15 protein-coding genes are annotated in these 14,751 nt (G+C 67.7%); 6 read left to right on the top strand and 9 right to left on the bottom strand.

Annotated features, from left to right (window positions below; translation table 11 throughout):
* Window positions 1–119: 119 nt before the first annotated feature.
* The 5 genes from Sfulv_RS14380 (at window position 120) to trxA (ending at window position 5,168) form a co-directional block, all read left to right on the top strand.
* Entirely contained in the window at window positions 120–1,850 is a 1,731-nt protein-coding gene (locus Sfulv_RS14380; RefSeq protein WP_173314067.1) for a protein kinase family protein, read from the top strand.
* 211 nt (window positions 1,851–2,061) lie between these two features.
* A complete protein-coding gene (sigM, locus tag Sfulv_RS14375) occupies window positions 2,062–2,763 on the top strand; it encodes an RNA polymerase sigma factor SigM (RefSeq protein WP_173314066.1) in 702 nt (233 codons plus the stop codon).
* Window positions 2,764–2,777: 14 nt separating this feature from the next.
* Window positions 2,778–3,695 carry an RsmA family anti-sigma factor gene (locus Sfulv_RS31795; protein ID WP_218900369.1) on the top strand — a complete coding sequence of 306 codons (918 nt, stop codon included), beginning with the start codon at window positions 2,778–2,780 and terminating at the stop codon, window positions 3,693–3,695.
* A 124-nt stretch (window positions 3,696–3,819) separates the two neighbouring features.
* A complete protein-coding gene (gene trxB / locus Sfulv_RS14365; RefSeq protein ID WP_173314064.1) occupies window positions 3,820–4,791 on the top strand; it encodes a thioredoxin-disulfide reductase in 972 nt (323 codons plus the stop codon).
* Between the two features lie 44 nt (window positions 4,792–4,835).
* Window positions 4,836–5,168 (top strand): thioredoxin, encoded by a 333-nt coding sequence (gene trxA, locus Sfulv_RS14360; RefSeq protein ID WP_173314063.1) that lies wholly within the window; start codon window positions 4,836–4,838, stop codon window positions 5,166–5,168.
* An 80-nt stretch (window positions 5,169–5,248) separates the two neighbouring features.
* On the opposite strand, the gene Sfulv_RS14355 is transcribed toward trxA, so the two are convergent.
* The 9 genes from Sfulv_RS14355 to rpmH all read right to left on the bottom strand — a co-directional run bounded on the left by Sfulv_RS14355 (window position 5,249) and on the right by rpmH (window position 12,084).
* Entirely contained in the window at window positions 5,249–5,866 is a 618-nt protein-coding gene (locus Sfulv_RS14355; RefSeq protein WP_173314062.1) for a GNAT family N-acetyltransferase, read from the bottom strand.
* 302 nt (window positions 5,867–6,168) lie between these two features.
* On the bottom strand, window positions 6,169–7,263 hold the full coding sequence (locus tag Sfulv_RS14350) for a ParB/RepB/Spo0J family partition protein (RefSeq protein ID WP_173314061.1): 1,095 nt from the start codon (window positions 7,261–7,263) through the stop codon (window positions 6,169–6,171).
* Entirely contained in the window at window positions 7,260–8,336 is a 1,077-nt protein-coding gene (locus Sfulv_RS14345) for a ParA family protein (protein WP_173314060.1), read from the bottom strand. The genes Sfulv_RS14350 and Sfulv_RS14345 overlap by 4 nt, the downstream gene beginning before the upstream one ends.
* A 244-nt stretch (window positions 8,337–8,580) precedes the next feature.
* Complete coding sequence (gene rsmG / locus Sfulv_RS14340) at window positions 8,581–9,297, bottom strand: 16S rRNA (guanine(527)-N(7))-methyltransferase RsmG (protein WP_173314059.1); 717 nt, start codon at window positions 9,295–9,297, stop codon at window positions 8,581–8,583.
* A 109-nt stretch (window positions 9,298–9,406) separates the two neighbouring features.
* Window positions 9,407–9,916 carry a Jag family protein gene (locus tag Sfulv_RS14335; RefSeq protein WP_173314058.1) on the bottom strand — a complete coding sequence of 170 codons (510 nt, stop codon included), beginning with the start codon at window positions 9,914–9,916 and terminating at the stop codon, window positions 9,407–9,409.
* A gap of 14 nt (window positions 9,917–9,930) precedes the next feature.
* Complete coding sequence (gene yidC, locus Sfulv_RS14330; RefSeq protein ID WP_173314057.1) at window positions 9,931–11,196, bottom strand: membrane protein insertase YidC; 1,266 nt, start codon at window positions 11,194–11,196, stop codon at window positions 9,931–9,933.
* Window positions 11,197–11,199: 3 nt separating this feature from the next.
* Window positions 11,200–11,559: a membrane protein insertion efficiency factor YidD gene (gene yidD, locus Sfulv_RS14325; RefSeq protein ID WP_173314056.1), complete on the bottom strand. Its 360-nt coding sequence runs from the start codon at window positions 11,557–11,559 to the stop codon at window positions 11,200–11,202.
* Window positions 11,556–11,927, bottom strand: coding sequence for a ribonuclease P protein component (gene rnpA, locus Sfulv_RS14320; RefSeq protein ID WP_173314055.1), 372 nt, complete (start codon window positions 11,925–11,927; stop codon window positions 11,556–11,558). The genes yidD and rnpA overlap by 4 nt, the downstream gene beginning before the upstream one ends.
* Before the next feature lie 19 nt (window positions 11,928–11,946).
* Window positions 11,947–12,084, bottom strand: a complete 138-nt coding sequence (gene rpmH / locus Sfulv_RS14315) for a 50S ribosomal protein L34 (protein ID WP_003967884.1) — start codon at window positions 12,082–12,084, stop codon at window positions 11,947–11,949.
* A gap of 380 nt (window positions 12,085–12,464) precedes the next feature.
* Here rpmH and dnaA point away from each other — a divergent pair, with 380 nt between their 5' ends.
* Complete coding sequence (gene dnaA, locus Sfulv_RS14310; protein WP_173314054.1) at window positions 12,465–14,252, top strand: chromosomal replication initiator protein DnaA; 1,788 nt, start codon at window positions 12,465–12,467, stop codon at window positions 14,250–14,252.
* Window positions 14,253–14,751: the final 499 nt, after the last annotated feature.

The raw sequence follows: 14,751 nt of genomic DNA, 5'->3' as shown, positions 1-14,751 counted from the left end.
GGCCGCACAACCATCGCCCGACACCGCGTGTCGTGCATAGGGCCGGAGTGTGGGCACAATTGGCGTGACTGTGCAGAGCCGGCTGGCATCGCTCAACGGATGGGGAGGCAGGAACGACGGTGGCGGAACGTAGCACGGCTGCCGTCGACGTGGCCGACAACAGCGGCGACGAGCCGCTGACCGCCAAGGCGGACGAGGCCACGACCGACGGGACCCCGGAACCCCAGGACACAGCAGGCGTGAGCGCCAGGAAAGCGGGCGGTGGGCGAGAGGGCTCACGGGCCATTCCGCAGGCGCCCGACGTGCACAGTGGCCACAAACTGGCCGGACGCTATCGCCTCGAGGAGTGCGTCACCCGGCTGGACGGATTCAGCAGCTGGCGCGCTGTGGACGAGAAGCTGCGCCGTGCGGTGGGGGTGCACCTCCTCCTCGCCGACCATCCGCGAGCCCGCTCCGTGCTGGCCGCCGCCCGGTCCTCCGCTCTGCTCGGCGACCCCCGCTTCGTACAGGTCCTTGACGCCGTCGAGGAGGACGACCTCGTCTACGTCGTCCACGAATGGCTCCCGGACGCCACCGAGCTCACCGCTCTGCTGGCCACCGGCCCGCTGGAGGCCCACGACGCCTACCAGCTCGTCAGTCAGATCTCCCAGGCGATGGCAGCCGCCCACCGTGAGGGCCTGGCACATCTGAGGCTCACTCCGGGAGCGGTGCTGCGCAGCTCGACCGGGCAGTACCGGATCCGGGGCCTCGCCGTGAACGCCGCGCTGCGCGGCATCACCGTGGACCGCCCGCTGCGCACGGACACCGAGGCCATCGGCGCACTGCTCTACGCGGCGCTGACCCATCGCTGGCCCTACGAGAACGATGCCTACGGGCTGTCAGGGCTGCCCAAGGGCGTCGGGCTCATCGCCCCCGACCAGGTGCGGGCGGGCGTCCACCGCGGGTTGTCCGAGATCGCCATGCGGGCGCTCGCCAACGACGGCGCGACCGCTTCCCGGCAGGAACAGCCCTGCACCACACCGGACGAGCTGGCCAAGGCCGTCGCGGCCATGCCACGCATCCTGCCTCCGGAGCCGACGTTCACCGCGCCGCCCGACTACCAGCGAACGACCTATCAGCAGGGCACCTACGGACGTCCGTCGTCCCGGCCCCACCACGCGGCACAGCCGGTCATGGCTCCGCCGCCCCCTCTGCAGAGCCGCACCGGCAGGGCCCTCAAATGGGCCGTGTCCGCCCTCCTGATCGCAGCGCTCGGTCTGGCCAGCTGGCAGCTGGCGGAGACCGTCCTCGACCGGGACAAGCACTCGGGCGGCCCCGGAAGCACGCAGACGAACCCTGGCGGCGGAAAGGCGGATGACAAACAGGCGGCAACCGAACCGCTGGCCATTGACTCCGCTCAGGAGTTCTTTCCGGACGGATCTCCGCAGAACGCCGAAAGCGTGGGCAATACTTACGACAAGGACAGCACGTCGTTCTGGCGCACCAAGTCGTATTACGACGGCCCCATTCTCGCCCCGTTCAAGAAGGGCGTCGGCATCGTTTACGATCTCGGCTCCTCGCGGAATGTCTCGGCCGCTTCCATCGGGCTCCGGTACGGAGGCGACCACACCACGATCTCGCTCTATGCCGCGGATTCGCTGGCGCCCGTGGGACCCGTCAGCTCCATGCAGCAGATCGCCACGTCAGAGACGTCGGAGACGACGGCGGAACTACAGGCGAAGAAACCCGCAAAGACCCGCTATGTACTTCTCTGGCTCACCGCAGCACCGCGCGCGGAGGGCGACCAGTACAGCCAGGCCGGTTACAAGCAAGCCATAACCGACGTGTCCTTCCTGGGTACCTCCCCGTAGCACCGGAACAGCACCCGGCGGAGCCACGAGCCTGATATCGGAAAACTCCACCGAATCGGGCTGGATCACTCTCAATCCCCGCCTTTCCCATCAGGGGACAAGGGGAGGGAACTCGACAACAGGGCGCCGGGAGTTGTTCCATTTACTTTGCGGCACAGTATGGCTTGAATAGGTGTACGGTCGTGGACGACGAAGGGGGATCGTGGCTCCAATGGCTGATGACCTTCGCCTGACGAACGACCAGGATCTCCTGACCCAGCACGTCGCAGGCGAACCGGACGCCTTCGGGGAGCTGGTGCGGCGCCACCGCGACCGGCTCTGGGCCGTAGCCCTGCGGACGCTAGGCGACCGCGAGGAAGCCGCGGACGCGGTGCAGGACGCCTTGATCTCCGCCTTCCGCGCCGCCCACACCTTCCGGGGCCAGTCCGCCGTCACGACGTGGCTGCACCGCATCACCGTCAACGCGTGCCTCGACCGCGCGCGTAAGGCCGCCTCGCGGAAGACAACCCCGGTGGACGACGCCGACCGGCTCGATCAGCTCATGGAGCCCAACGAGTCCGCCGAGGCGCCCGCCGAGCGCCATGATCTGCACCGCGAGCTCCTGGCTGCCCTGGCCACGCTGCCGGCCGAGCAGCGCGCCGCGCTCGTACTCGTCGACATGCAGGGCTATCCGGTCGCCGAAGCCGCCCGCATCCTCGACGTCCCCACCGGCACCGTCAAGAGCCGATGCGCACGCGGGCGCGCCAGACTGGTCCCCCTGCTCACACACCTGCGCGGTGATGGGATGGGTAGCGCGGATCGCACCGGGGGAAGGAACCGCACGCGGGGGCCATCCGTCCCACCGGCGTCGGGACCTAGGGATGCAGGGGCAAGTGACCCTGCTGCTGCGAAGGGAGGAGGTGGGCGCTCGTGACTTCCACGGCTGACATGGACCAGCACCCCGATGTATCGGAGATCTCGGACCTCACTGCGGGACTCCTTTCCACTTCCCGCACGGCGGATCTCCGTGACCACATCGAGGGATGTGGGCTCTGTGAGGACGTGCGCAGGTCACTGGAAGAGATCCGCGGTCTTCTCGGCACACTGCCCGGTCCCGCACGGATGCCCGATGACGTCGCCGGACGTATCGATGCCGCACTTGCCGCCGAAGCCCTTCTCAATGCCGCCACGCCCACCGAGGAGCCTTCTGTTTCACGTGAAACAGAAGGCTCGGCCGAGGAGTCAGCCGGCACCAGCCCCTCTCCGGCTGACCGTCCGGCAGGCCGCCCACGAGGTGCGACCGGGCCCAGCCGCCTCCCCGCCCGTCGTCGGCGCCGGTTGGCCGTGCTCGGAACGGCGCTGGGTGCGGCGGTCATCGGTATGAGCGTCTTCCTGCTGCAAGCAATGGGGCCCTCCCAGAATTCGGATTCGGCCTCGAAGATGGCGGACAGCAGCTCCAGTGCGGCGGGACAGGGCGCGGGCACGTTCTCGGAAGACACGCTGGAAGGACACGTCAAGGATCTGCTGGCAGCTTCGCGGGTTCCGGGCGGCGAGAAGAGGGGGACCAGCTCGGACTCCGGGTTGTCCCCGGAGGGTTCCTCAGCGGATCCTTCCCAGCCCACGAGCCCTCTGCGGACGCACGCTGCGGCCGTGCCGCCCTGCGTACAGCAGGGCACAGGCCGCAACACCCCGCCCCTGGCCGTGGAGCAAGGCGTCTACCAGGGGACCGACGCCTATCTCGTCGTCCTGCCCGACGCTTCGGACCCCTCTCGTGTGAACGCCTATGTCGTCGATGCGAGCTGCGTGGACGCCACTCCTCCCGGAAAGGGCACGCTGCTCCTCACTGACTCCTACACCCGCTCCTGATCTCCGCGCCGAATGCCGTGGCACGTCGGGAATGCCTGGCCCGTAGGATCCGTTGGGTGGGGTGAGAGTCGTTGAACCGGCCCCAGTAGGCAGTAGGCAGTCTGCAGAGACGAGGAAGACACCCGTGAGCGACGTCCGCAATGTGATCATCATCGGTTCCGGGCCGGCCGGTTACACCGCCGCCCTGTACACGGCTCGTGCGTCGCTGAAGCCGCTGGTGTTCGAGGGCGCCGTCACCGCCGGTGGTGCTCTGATGAACACCACCGACGTGGAGAACTTCCCGGGCTTCCAGGACGGCATCATGGGACCCGAGCTGATGGACAACATGCGCGCCCAGGCCGAGCGCTTCGGAGCGGAGCTCATCCCGGACGACGTGGTATCCGTCGACCTGACGGGCGAGATCAAGACCGTCACCGACACCGTGGGCACGGTTCACCGGGCCAAGGCCGTGATCGTCACCACCGGTTCCCAGCACCGCAAGCTCGGTCTGCCCAACGAGGACGCCCTCTCCGGACGTGGCGTCTCCTGGTGCGCGACCTGTGACGGGTTCTTCTTCAAGGACCAGGACATCGCCGTCGTGGGCGGTGGCGACACGGCGATGGAGGAGGCCACCTTCCTCTCCCGCTTCGCCAAGTCCGTCACGATCGTCCACCGCCGTGACACCCTGCGGGCGTCCAAGGCCATGCAGGAGCGTGCCTTCGCCGACCCGAAGATCAAGTTCGCCTGGGACAGCGAGGTCGCCGCGGTACACGGAGAGCAGAAGCTCTCCGGTCTGACGCTGCGCGACACCAAGACGGGCGAGACCTCCGAGCTGCCGGTGACAGGGCTGTTCATCGCCGTCGGTCACGACCCGCGCACCGAACTCTTCAAGGGCCAGCTCGACCTGGACGACGAGGGCTACCTGCAGGTGGAGGCTCCCTCGACGCGCACCAACCTGTCGGGTGTGTTCGGTGCCGGAGACGTCGTCGACCACACCTACCGTCAGGCCATCACCGCCGCCGGTACCGGATGCTCCGCCGCACTCGATGCCGAGCGATTCCTTGCCGCGCTCGCCGACGAGAAGCTCGCCGAACCGGAGAAGACCCCTGCGGTCTGACCCACGGCACCCCACCCACACCCCGCGAAGTTAAGGAGGCCGCCGTGGCCGGCGCCCTGAAGAACGTGACCGATGACACCTTCGACGAAGTAGTCCTCAACAGCAAGAAGCCTGTGCTGGTGGACTTCTGGGCCGCCTGGTGCGGCCCCTGCCGCCAGATCGCCCCCTCGCTGGAGGCGATCGCGGCTGAGCACGGTGACGAGATCGAGGTCGTCAAGCTCAACATCGACGAGAACCCGGCCACCGCCGCCAAGTACGGCGTGATGTCCATTCCGACCCTCAACGTCTACCAGAACGGCGAGGTCGCCAAGACCATCGTCGGTGCCAAGCCGAAGGCCGCGATCGTCCGCGACCTCGAGGGATTCATCGGCCAGTAGCAGCCAGCGCCTCTCTCTGTTTCACGTGAAACGGGCCCACCCCCTGGGGGCGGGCCCGTTTCACGTATCTCCCGGTCTGCTCACAGAGGACGTAGAGCGGGTTCCTTCTGGACGGCACCCAGCAGTCGGTCCAACGCCAGCTCGACGTCTTCCTTCCACGACAACGTCGTCCGCAGTTCCAGTCGCAGGCGGGGGTAGGCGGGGTGCGGCCGTACGGTCTTGAAGCCGACCGCCAGCAGGTGGTCCGCCGGGAGCACACACGCCGGTTCCTTCCACCGTGCGTCCCCGAACGCCTCGATCGCCTTGAAGCCGCGTCGCAGCAAGTCCTTCGCCACCGTCTGCACCAACACCCGCCCCAGCCCTTGCCCCTGATATCCAGGCAGAATCAGGGCAGTCATCAGTTGCACGGCATCCGGCGATACCGGGCTGGTGGGGAAGGCTGTCGCACGGGGCACGTACGCGGGGGGTGCGTAGAGAACGTAACCGGCCGGGACGTCGTCCACGTAGACGACCCGGCCACAGGATCCCCACTCCAGCAGCACCGCGGAGATCCAGGCTTCCTTCTCCAGCTCGGGTCTGCCCGCCTTTACCGCAGCTTCCCCGCTGACCGGGTCAAGCTCCCAGAAGACACACGAGCGGCAGCGTCCGGGGAGATCCGGAAGGTTGTCCAAGGTGAGCGGTACGAGCCGTCGCCCCATGAAGGCGGTTCCTCACTTCCTTCGCCCGCCGCATCATGTGCGGCTGCCAGCGCACTCCGTTCGCGAAGCAGGCTGCCGAAGAACCCTCCGACGGCCCCCAAGCCCAAGGCGACCGTCACCAGCCGGCCACGGCTCACTGTTCGCATACCCGCGACCTCCTCCGAGGCGGCATCAGAATGGGTGCGCCCATACCAGAACGCATCGTATCCACCCAGACGTGTCACCGAAACCGGGAGAGAGCAAAGGCGGGCCGTGGTCCGGTAAACGCCTGGACAACGGCCCGCCCTCCGTTCGATCGGGGATCAGTCCTCGTCGCCTTCGCCGGGCTCTTCGGAGAGCACCCGGTCCAGCACGCGCCCCTCACCCGGCGCCAGGCTGCCGAGGATGCGGTCCAAGTCCTCCATCGAGGCGAACTCGACGACGATCTTGCCCTTCTTCTGACCGAGATCGACCTTAACCCGCGTCTCGAAACGGTCCGAGAGCCGGGTCGCCAGATCACTCAGTGCCGGAGACAGCCGGCCTCCTGCCCGCGGCCCCTTGGGCTTGGCCGAGCTCGTGGGGCTGGACCCCATGAGGGTCACGATCTCCTCCACCGCCCGCACCGACAGTCCCTCGGCGACGATGCGGTGGGCAAGCCGGTCCTGCTCCTCGGAGTCATCCACCGACAGCAGCGCCCGCGCGTGCCCGGCCGACAGCACACCCGCCGCGACCCTGCGCTGCACCGGCGGGGAGAGCCGCAGAAGACGCAACGTGTTGGAGACCTGCGGACGGGACCGGCCGATCCGGTCAGCCAGCTGGTCGTGCGTGCACTTGAAGTCCTTCAGCAGCTGGTCGTACGCCGCAGCCTCCTCCAGAGGGTTCAGCTGGGCCCGGTGCAGGTTCTCCAGCAGCGCGTCGAGCAGCAGCTTCTCGTCGTCGGTCGCCCGCACGATCGCGGGAATCCGCTCCAGGCCCGCCTCCCGGCAGGCCCTCCATCGCCGCTCACCCATGATGAGCTCGTAGCGGTCCTCCGCGACCTTGCGCACCACGACGGGCTGAAGGAGACCCACCTCCTTGATCGAGGTGACCAGCTCGGCGAGAGCGTCCTCGTCGAACACCTCACGCGGCTGCCGAGGGTTGGGCGTGATCGATCCCAGAAGAACCTCGGCGAAGTAGGCCCCCGCCGCATCCCTCATCTCGGCCGCAACGTCCGGCTCGGTGCCCGCGGAGCTCGGCTCCGGCACCACGGGAGCGGCAGGCAAGGTGGTCACCACCTTCGCGGCGGCGACACCGCGGTCGGCGGTGAGCACCGGAATCGCACCTGGCCCGGCAGCCGGAGACCCGACCTGTCGCTCCTGCGGTGCTGCGGGAATCAGCGCACCGAGCCCACGTCCCAGCCCTCTACGACGCTCACTCACTGGATGCCCTCCGAAACGCTCTGCTGGCTGGTCTGACTGCCCGTCCGGGCATGCTGGGCCTCGTAGTGCAGCCCGACGCCCCGCAAGGCGATCTCACGGGCCGCCTCGAGGTACGACAAGGAACCGCTGGACCCCGGGTCGTACGTCAGCACGGTCTGCCCATAGCTGGGCGCCTCCGAGATGCGCACCGACCGGGGGATGCTCGTCCGCAGCACCTCCTTACCGAAGTGCGTGCGCACCTCCTCCGCGACCTGTGACGCGAGCCGGGTCCTGCCGTCGTACATGGTGAGCAGGATCGTCGACACATGGAGATCCGGGTTGAGATGTCCTCGCACCAGATCGACGTTCCTCAGCAGCTGCCCGAGCCCTTCCAGTGCGTAGTACTCGCACTGGATGGGGATCAGTACCTCGGCTCCGGCGACGAGTGCGTTCACCGTCAGGAGACCGAGCGAGGGCGGGCAGTCGATGAGGATGTAGTCGAGAGGCTGCTCGTACGCCTGAATCGCTCTCTGCAGCCGGCTCTCCCGTGCCACCAACGACACCAGCTCGATCTCCGCACCGGCGAGATCGATGGTGGCAGGAGCACAGAAGAGACCTTCGATGTCCGGAACGGGCTGGACCACCTCGGAGAGGGGCCTGCTGTCGACCAGGACGTCATAGATCGAGGGAACCTCGGCGTGGTGATCGATTCCCAGAGCCGTGGAGGCGTTCCCCTGCGGGTCGAGGTCGACCACCAGGACGCGGGCACCGTGAAGTGCCAGGGAGGCAGCAAGGTTGACCGTCGAGGTCGTCTTGCCCACCCCGCCCTTCTGGTTGGCGACCACCATGACACGCGTCTGGTCAGGGCGGGGCAGCCCCTCGCCGGCGCGGCCGAGGGCCTCGACCGCCAGCTGGGCCGCACGACCGATGGGTGTGTCGTCCATCGGGGGCGGTGTTTCACGTGAAACACCGTCCCCCGCGGACTCGGTTCGGGGACCGGGGACCGGATCGGTCATCGGTCCCGCGATGTTGGCGTCGGACCGCAAGGATTCACTCTCCTCGACTTCAGGCTCACAATGAGCTGAGCCTGCCATGCTTTCGGGGTCGTGAACCAGCGAGGCCCGCTCTTCTGTGGATGAATCCGCTTCGGTGGACAACTTGGCAACCCGTACGAGCTTGCGGTCGCGCGGCGTGGCAGCCGCACGACCGCGGCTGATGATTCCCTGCAGCAGAGAGCGACGTTTCACGTGAAACACGATGCCCGCGAAGCGCCGCAAGCCTTCTACGACACTCCGCAGCGGGTACGTATGGCTGCTTGTATGGAGGCACCGCTCCTGTTCAGCGGCGGCGACGAGTGCGGCTGACGCGTGCCGCCTTGGCCCTCTTTGCGGCGAACCTCACACCGCCGGGGCTCTCTCCCACCACCACACGGACCACCGTCGTCGTCGGCTCGACCACTCCCTCGCCGACATGCAGCACCTCGGTCTCGACCACCCCGAGCTTGCTGAGTGCCGCGCGGGCCCCGTTGATCTCCTCCTCGGCGGTGTCGCCCTTGAGGGCCAGCATCTCCCCGTACGGGCGCAGCAACGGAACGCCCCAACCCGCGAGCCGGTCGAGCGGAGCCACCGCGCGAGCCGTGACCACGTGCACCGGCTGGAGGGTGCCGAGAACCTCCTCGGCCCTGCCCCGCACGACCGTCACATGATCAAGACCGAGCAGCTCGACGACTTCCTGGAGGAAGTTGGTGCGCCGCAGCAGCGGCTCCAGCAGGGTGATCTTCAGATCCGGCCGCACCAGGGCCAGCGGGATACCGGGAAGGCCCGCCCCGGAGCCCACGTCGCAGACCGTCACACCCTCAGGAACCGCCTCGGAGAGCACCGCACAGTTCAGCAGGTGGCGCTCCCACAGTCGCGGTACTTCGCGAGGGCCGATCAACCCTCGCTCGACCCCCGCGTCCGCCAGCAGTTCCGCGTACCGGACAGCTTCTGGGAAGAGCTCACCGAATACCGCCTGCGCCGCCTCAGGCGCCTGGGGGAGCTCTACTGCCTCCGTCACGGGGACCGTCCTTCCGTACCGCACTAGCGCACTGTGGGTGGCTGACTATCAGGCTGACAAAGATCGGCCCCGCCTGCGAACAGACGGGGCCGACAGTACAAGGGTCCGGTCAGGCCGGCAGAACGACGACGAAGCGCTGGGGCTCCTCGCCTTCGGACTCGCTGCGCAGACCTGCTGCCGCGACCGCGTCGTGCACGACCTTGCGCTCGAACGGGGTCATCGGGTCCAGCTTCACCGGCGCACCGGAGTTCTTGACCTCATCCGCCGCCTTGGCACCCAACGCGGCGAGAACCTCGCGCTTCTGGGCCCGGAATCCACCGATGTCCAGCATCAGGCGGCTCCGGTCACCGGTCTCCCGGTGGACGGCGAGACGCGTCAGCTCCTGCAGCGCCTCCAGCACCTCACCGTCGCGCCCCACCAGCTTCTGCAGATCGCGCGCCGACTCGCTGATGATCGAGACCGCCGCCCGGTCCGCCTCGACGTCCATGTCGATATCGCCATCCAGGTCGGCGATGTCGAGCAGGCCCTCAAGGTAATCGGCCGCGATCTCACCCTCCTGCTCAAGGCGGGTGAGGGTGTCGCTGCTGTCAGCGGCCGCGGTCGCGGTGCCTTCCGTCACGGATGGACTCCTTCTTACTTCTTGGACGGGTGCTTGGGCCGCTGCGGACCCTTGCGCTGTCCGGACTTGGCTTGGCGTGAGGAGCCGGAAGCGGGCTTGGCCGCCGACTCCGGCTGGTCGTCCTGAGCAGCGTCCCGCTTCTCCAGCGAGGTCCTGGCCGCCGGCTCCGCCGTGCCGGCTTCCCTGACCCCGCCGGCCGGCGCGGCGGCCGCGGTGCGCTTCGCCTTGGTCTGGCGCTTGGGCTGCTGACGCTTCGGTGCGGGAGCACCCTCGGCCTCGGCGATCGCGGCGTCACTCTTGGCGACGGTGCCGTCCTCCTGAGCCGCGAGGCCCAGCTTGGCCAGACCGGTGATGAACTTGCGCTCGATGTCGTTGCGGTCCGTGCCCTTGGCCACGACACGCTTGACCGTGTTGCGCCGCGTCCGCCCGCGTACCTGTCCATGAGCGGTCACGCTCTTCAGCACACGGTCCAGGTACTGCTCCTGCGCCTTGCTGCCCGGGGTCGGGTTCTGGTTGATCACGTACATCTGCTGACCCATGGTCCAGACGTTGGTGGTCAGCCAGTACACGAGGACACCGACGGGGAAGTTGATGCCCATCACGGCGAAGATGATCGGGAAGATGTACATCAGCATCTTCTGCTGCTGCATGTACGGGGTCTTGACCGTCAGGTCGACGTTCTTCGTCATCAGCTGGCGCTGGGTGAAGAACTGCGAGGCCGACATCATCACGATCATGATCGCGGTGACGACACGGACGTCGGTCAGCGAGGCGCCGAGTGCCTGGACCTTCTCTTCGCTGTCCATGAACTTGGCGGCCAGGGGAGCGCCGAAGATGTGCGCCTGACGCGCGCTGTCGAGCAGCGGCTGGTCGATGACGCCGATCGTCTTGCCCGAGGCGATGGACGAGAGCACGTGGTACAGGGCGAAGAAGAACGGGGACTGCGCCAGGATGGGAAGGCACGAGGAGAGCGGGTTGGTGCCCGTCTCCTTGTACAGCTTCATCATCTCTTCGGACTGACGCTGCTTGTCGTTCTTGTAGCGCTCCTGGATCGCCTTCATCTTCGGCTGGAGCACCTGCATGTTCCGGGTGGACTTGATCTGCTTGACGAACAGCGGGATCAGGCAGATCCGGATCAGGACCACGAGGGACACGATGGACAGGCCCCAGGCCCACCCCGTGTCCTCACCGAAGAGCGCACCGTAGACCTTGTGGAACTGGACGATGACCCAGGAAACGGGTGTGGTGATAAAGCTGAACAGACTGGCAATCGTGTCCACTAATCAGGCTCCTTGAGCATTGGGCGAGGTCTCTGTGGCCGGGCTCAGGGGTTCGGGTGCCGATCCCCTGGCAGGCACATCGGCGGCGGAGTCCCCGCCCTTGCCGCCGCGCGGAGAGCCGCGCAGCAGTTCGTGCCAGCGCGGACGCCTGCGTGGCGGCACATGATCCACACCGCCGGGCGACCACGGATTGCATCGCAGGATGCGCCATGCGGTCAGCGCCGTTCCCTTGATCGCACCGTGCCGGTCGATCGCCGTATATCCATAGTGGGAACACGACGGGTAGTAGCGGCAGACAGGCCCGAGAAGTGGGCTGATCGTCCACTGGTAGAGCTTGATGAGAGCCAGCAGCGGGTACTTCATCGCGCGCCCCCTCCCAGCAGCCGCTGAAAGGCGGCGTCCAGGTCTCGGGCCAGCTGTGCAGGGTCGGCGTCGCCCGATCCGGGCAGCGCTCGTACGACAACAAGGCTACCGGGGGGCAGCTGAGCCAGCCGTTCGCGGACCAGATGGCGAAGCCTCCGCTTCACCGCTGTGCGTACGACCGCTCCGCCCACGGCTTTGCTGACAACGAAACCCGCACGCGGCGGAGGAGGACTCTCCCCAGTCACGTGCGGGTCCGTTGAACCGCTGCTGAGATGGACGACGAGTAGCGGGCGACCAGCCCGGCGTCCTCGTCGTACCGCGGTCGCGAAGTCCTCGCGCCGCCTCAGCCGATTCTCGGTAGGCAGCACGTCATGGACCTGTTAGCGATCAGGCGGACAGGCTGCTGCGGCCCTTGCCACGGCGGTTCGCGAGAATCGCACGGCCGGCACGGGTACGCATACGCAGGCGGAAACCGTGGGTCTTTGCGCGACGACGGTTGTTCGGCTGGAAGGTGCGCTTGCTCACTCGGGGGCTCCAGAAATGATCGTGTATCGGCGGGACATCGCCTGGCTGTCACCGTGCGCCCACGAGGAACTCGCGTAAACGCCTTAGTGCACCGCTTCACAATCACAGATCGTGATCTTTGCCCATCGGAGGCAGGCGGCAGCAGCCATCGACAACTCGACCTGGTCACGGTACGCGCGGCCGCGCCATCCGGTCAAACCGGCCCTGCGCGGGGTCCCCCTGTGCACAGCCTGTGGACAACAACTTGAACCGTGCGGGTCGGCCTGACTACCGTGGCTGAACTCCGGTTCTTTTCCTTCCCGACTGCCGGGCCTCACCCGACCCGACCCATCCCGTCCCGAGAACCACACATTCGTGGGACCTGCGAGAGAGCGTGCCCTGTGGCTGACGTACCTGCCGATCTTGCCGCAGTGTGGCCACGCGTGCTGGAGCAACTGCTCGGGGAGGGGCAGCAGGGCATCGAGCCGAAGGACAAGCAGTGGATCGAGCGCTGCCAGCCCCTGGCACTCGTCGCGGACACCGCACTGCTCGCCGTCCCCAACGAATGGGGCAAGCGCGTCCTGGAGGGCCGGCTCGCCCCGCTCATCAGTGAGACGCTCACCCGGGAGTGCGGCCGCCCGATCCGTATCGCGATCACCGTCGACGACTCGGCCGGCGAACCGCCGTCCCCGCCGGCACCCCCGATGCACCAGTCGCACCAGGGGCAGCAGTCCCATCGCTACCAGGGGCCGCAGCGCGACGACTCCCAGCACGAGGACTCGTACGACGACTACGGCCGCCGGCCGTCCGACGACGGCATGCCGACGGCGCGCCCGGCCTATCCGGACTACCAGCAGCAGCGCCCGGAGCCCGGCGCCTGGCCCCGGAGCCAGGACGACCTCTCCTGGCAGCAGCCCCGGCACGGCGGCTACCAGGACCGCGACCCCTACGCCAACCCGCGCGCCCAGCAGCCGCAGCACGGCTACCGGCCCCAGCCGCCGGAGCGCCAGGGTTACGAGCAGCGCCCCGACCGGCATGACATGCAGGACTCGCAGCAGCAGCCCCAGCACCGCCAGAACGGGCCCGGTACCGGCCGTGGAGGCGGCCCGGGAACGATGGGCGGACAGTCCTCGTCCTCGCCGCGCCCCGGCGAGCCGCAGGCCAGGCTGAACCCGAAGTACCTCTTCGACACCTTCGTCATCGGTGCGTCGAACCGGTTCGCCCACGCGGCCGCCGTGGCCGTCGCCGAGGCCCCCGCGAAGGCGTACAACCCGCTCTTCATCTACGGGGAGTCGGGACTCGGCAAGACCCACCTGCTGCACGCCATCGGCCACTACGCGCGGAGCCTCTACCCGGGCACCCGGGTGCGGTACGTGAGCTCGGAGGAGTTCACCAACGAGTTCATCAACTCGATCCGCGACGGCAAGGGCGACACCTTCCGCAAGCGCTACCGCGATGTGGACATCCTGCTGGTCGACGACATCCAGTTCCTCGCGAGCAAGGAGTCGACGCAGGAGGAGTTCTTCCACACCTTCAACACGCTGCACAACGCGAACAAGCAGATCGTGCTGTCCTCGGACCGGCCGCCCAAGCAGCTGGTGACCCTGGAGGACCGGCTGCGCAACCGCTTCGAGTGGGGTCTGACCACCGACGTACAGCCGCCCGAGCTGGAGACGCGCATCGCGATCCTCCGCAAGAAGGCGGTCCAGGAGCAGCTCAACGCCCCGCCCGAGGTGCTGGAGTTCATCGCCTCCCGCATCTCACGCAACATCCGTGAGCTGGAGGGGGCGCTGATCCGGGTGACGGCCTTCGCGAGCCTCAACCGGCAGCCGGTCGACCTGGGGCTGACCGAGGGCGTACTGAAGGACCTGATCCCGGGCGGGGAGAACGCGGCACCCGAGATCACCGCTCCGGCCATCATGGCGGCGACCGCCGACTACTTCGGTCTCACGGTGGAGGACCTCTGCGGGTCCTCGCGCAGCCGGGTGCTGGTGACGGCCCGCCAGATCGCCATGTACCTCTGCCGCGAGCTGACGGACCTCTCCCTGCCGAAGATCGGCGCCCAGTTCGGCGGCCGGGACCATACGACGGTGATGCACGCGGACCGGAAGATCCGTGCCCTGATGGCGGAGCGGCGCTCGATCTACAACCAGGTCACCGAGCTCACGAACCGCATCAAGAACAGCTGACGGCTGGGACACCGCCGCTCCGGTACGGACGAAGGGCGCCCCGGGAGGACCGTTAACGGCCTCCTGGGGCGCCCTTCGTCGTGCCGGGAGGACTCGCCGAGCCGCCTCGGGACCCCCCGCGGTCACCGGCCGGCCCACCGCTCCGCCGGTTCGCTGTTCGAATACGGCCTCGGGGAGGGCACTTCTCCACAGAACGGCGGCCCATGCACCGTCCACAGCCTGGGGACTACGAAGTTATCCATAATGCGTCCACAGGCTCGGCTTCCGATAGATCATCAGACCAGGTCACATGGCTGGGGATTTGTGGTCAACCTTGATCCACAGGCTGTGGACAACTTATTCGTCCACAGGGGGTCGCCCGGGTTGTCCACCGGCGGCCCACAGGCTGGACGACGTTGTCCCCAGCTTCTCCACACCCCTGTCCACTGTTCGGCAACGCGACACCCCCTCTCACCGCCCGGAGTGAAAGGCGTCACACCAAGAAGGCCGATTGGCCTGT

The sequence above is a fragment of the Streptomyces fulvorobeus genome (assembly GCF_013167895.1).
Lineage (GTDB): Bacteria > Actinomycetota > Actinomycetes > Streptomycetales > Streptomycetaceae > Streptomyces > Streptomyces fulvorobeus.
Note: the sequence above shows the minus strand (reverse complement) of the source record. Positions and strands in the feature narration are given on the sequence as shown.

What these genes read in the sequence shown, in the direction of transcription:
- sigM (WP_173314066.1), top strand. Translation starts at nt 2,062, where the DNA reads ATGGCTGATGACCTTCGCCTGACGAACGACCAGGATCTCCTGACCCAG.
- Sfulv_RS31795 (WP_218900369.1), top strand. Translation starts at nt 2,778, where the DNA reads ATGGACCAGCACCCCGATGTATCGGAGATCTCGGACCTCACTGCGGGA.
- Sfulv_RS14355 (WP_173314062.1), bottom strand. Translation starts at nt 5,866, where the DNA reads ATGGGGCGACGGCTCGTACCGCTCACCTTGGACAACCTTCCGGATCTC.
- Sfulv_RS14345 (WP_173314060.1), bottom strand. Translation starts at nt 8,336, where the DNA reads ATGGCAGGCTCAGCTCATTGTGAGCCTGAAGTCGAGGAGAGTGAATCC.
- yidD (WP_173314056.1), bottom strand. Translation starts at nt 11,559, where the DNA reads ATGAAGTACCCGCTGCTGGCTCTCATCAAGCTCTACCAGTGGACGATC.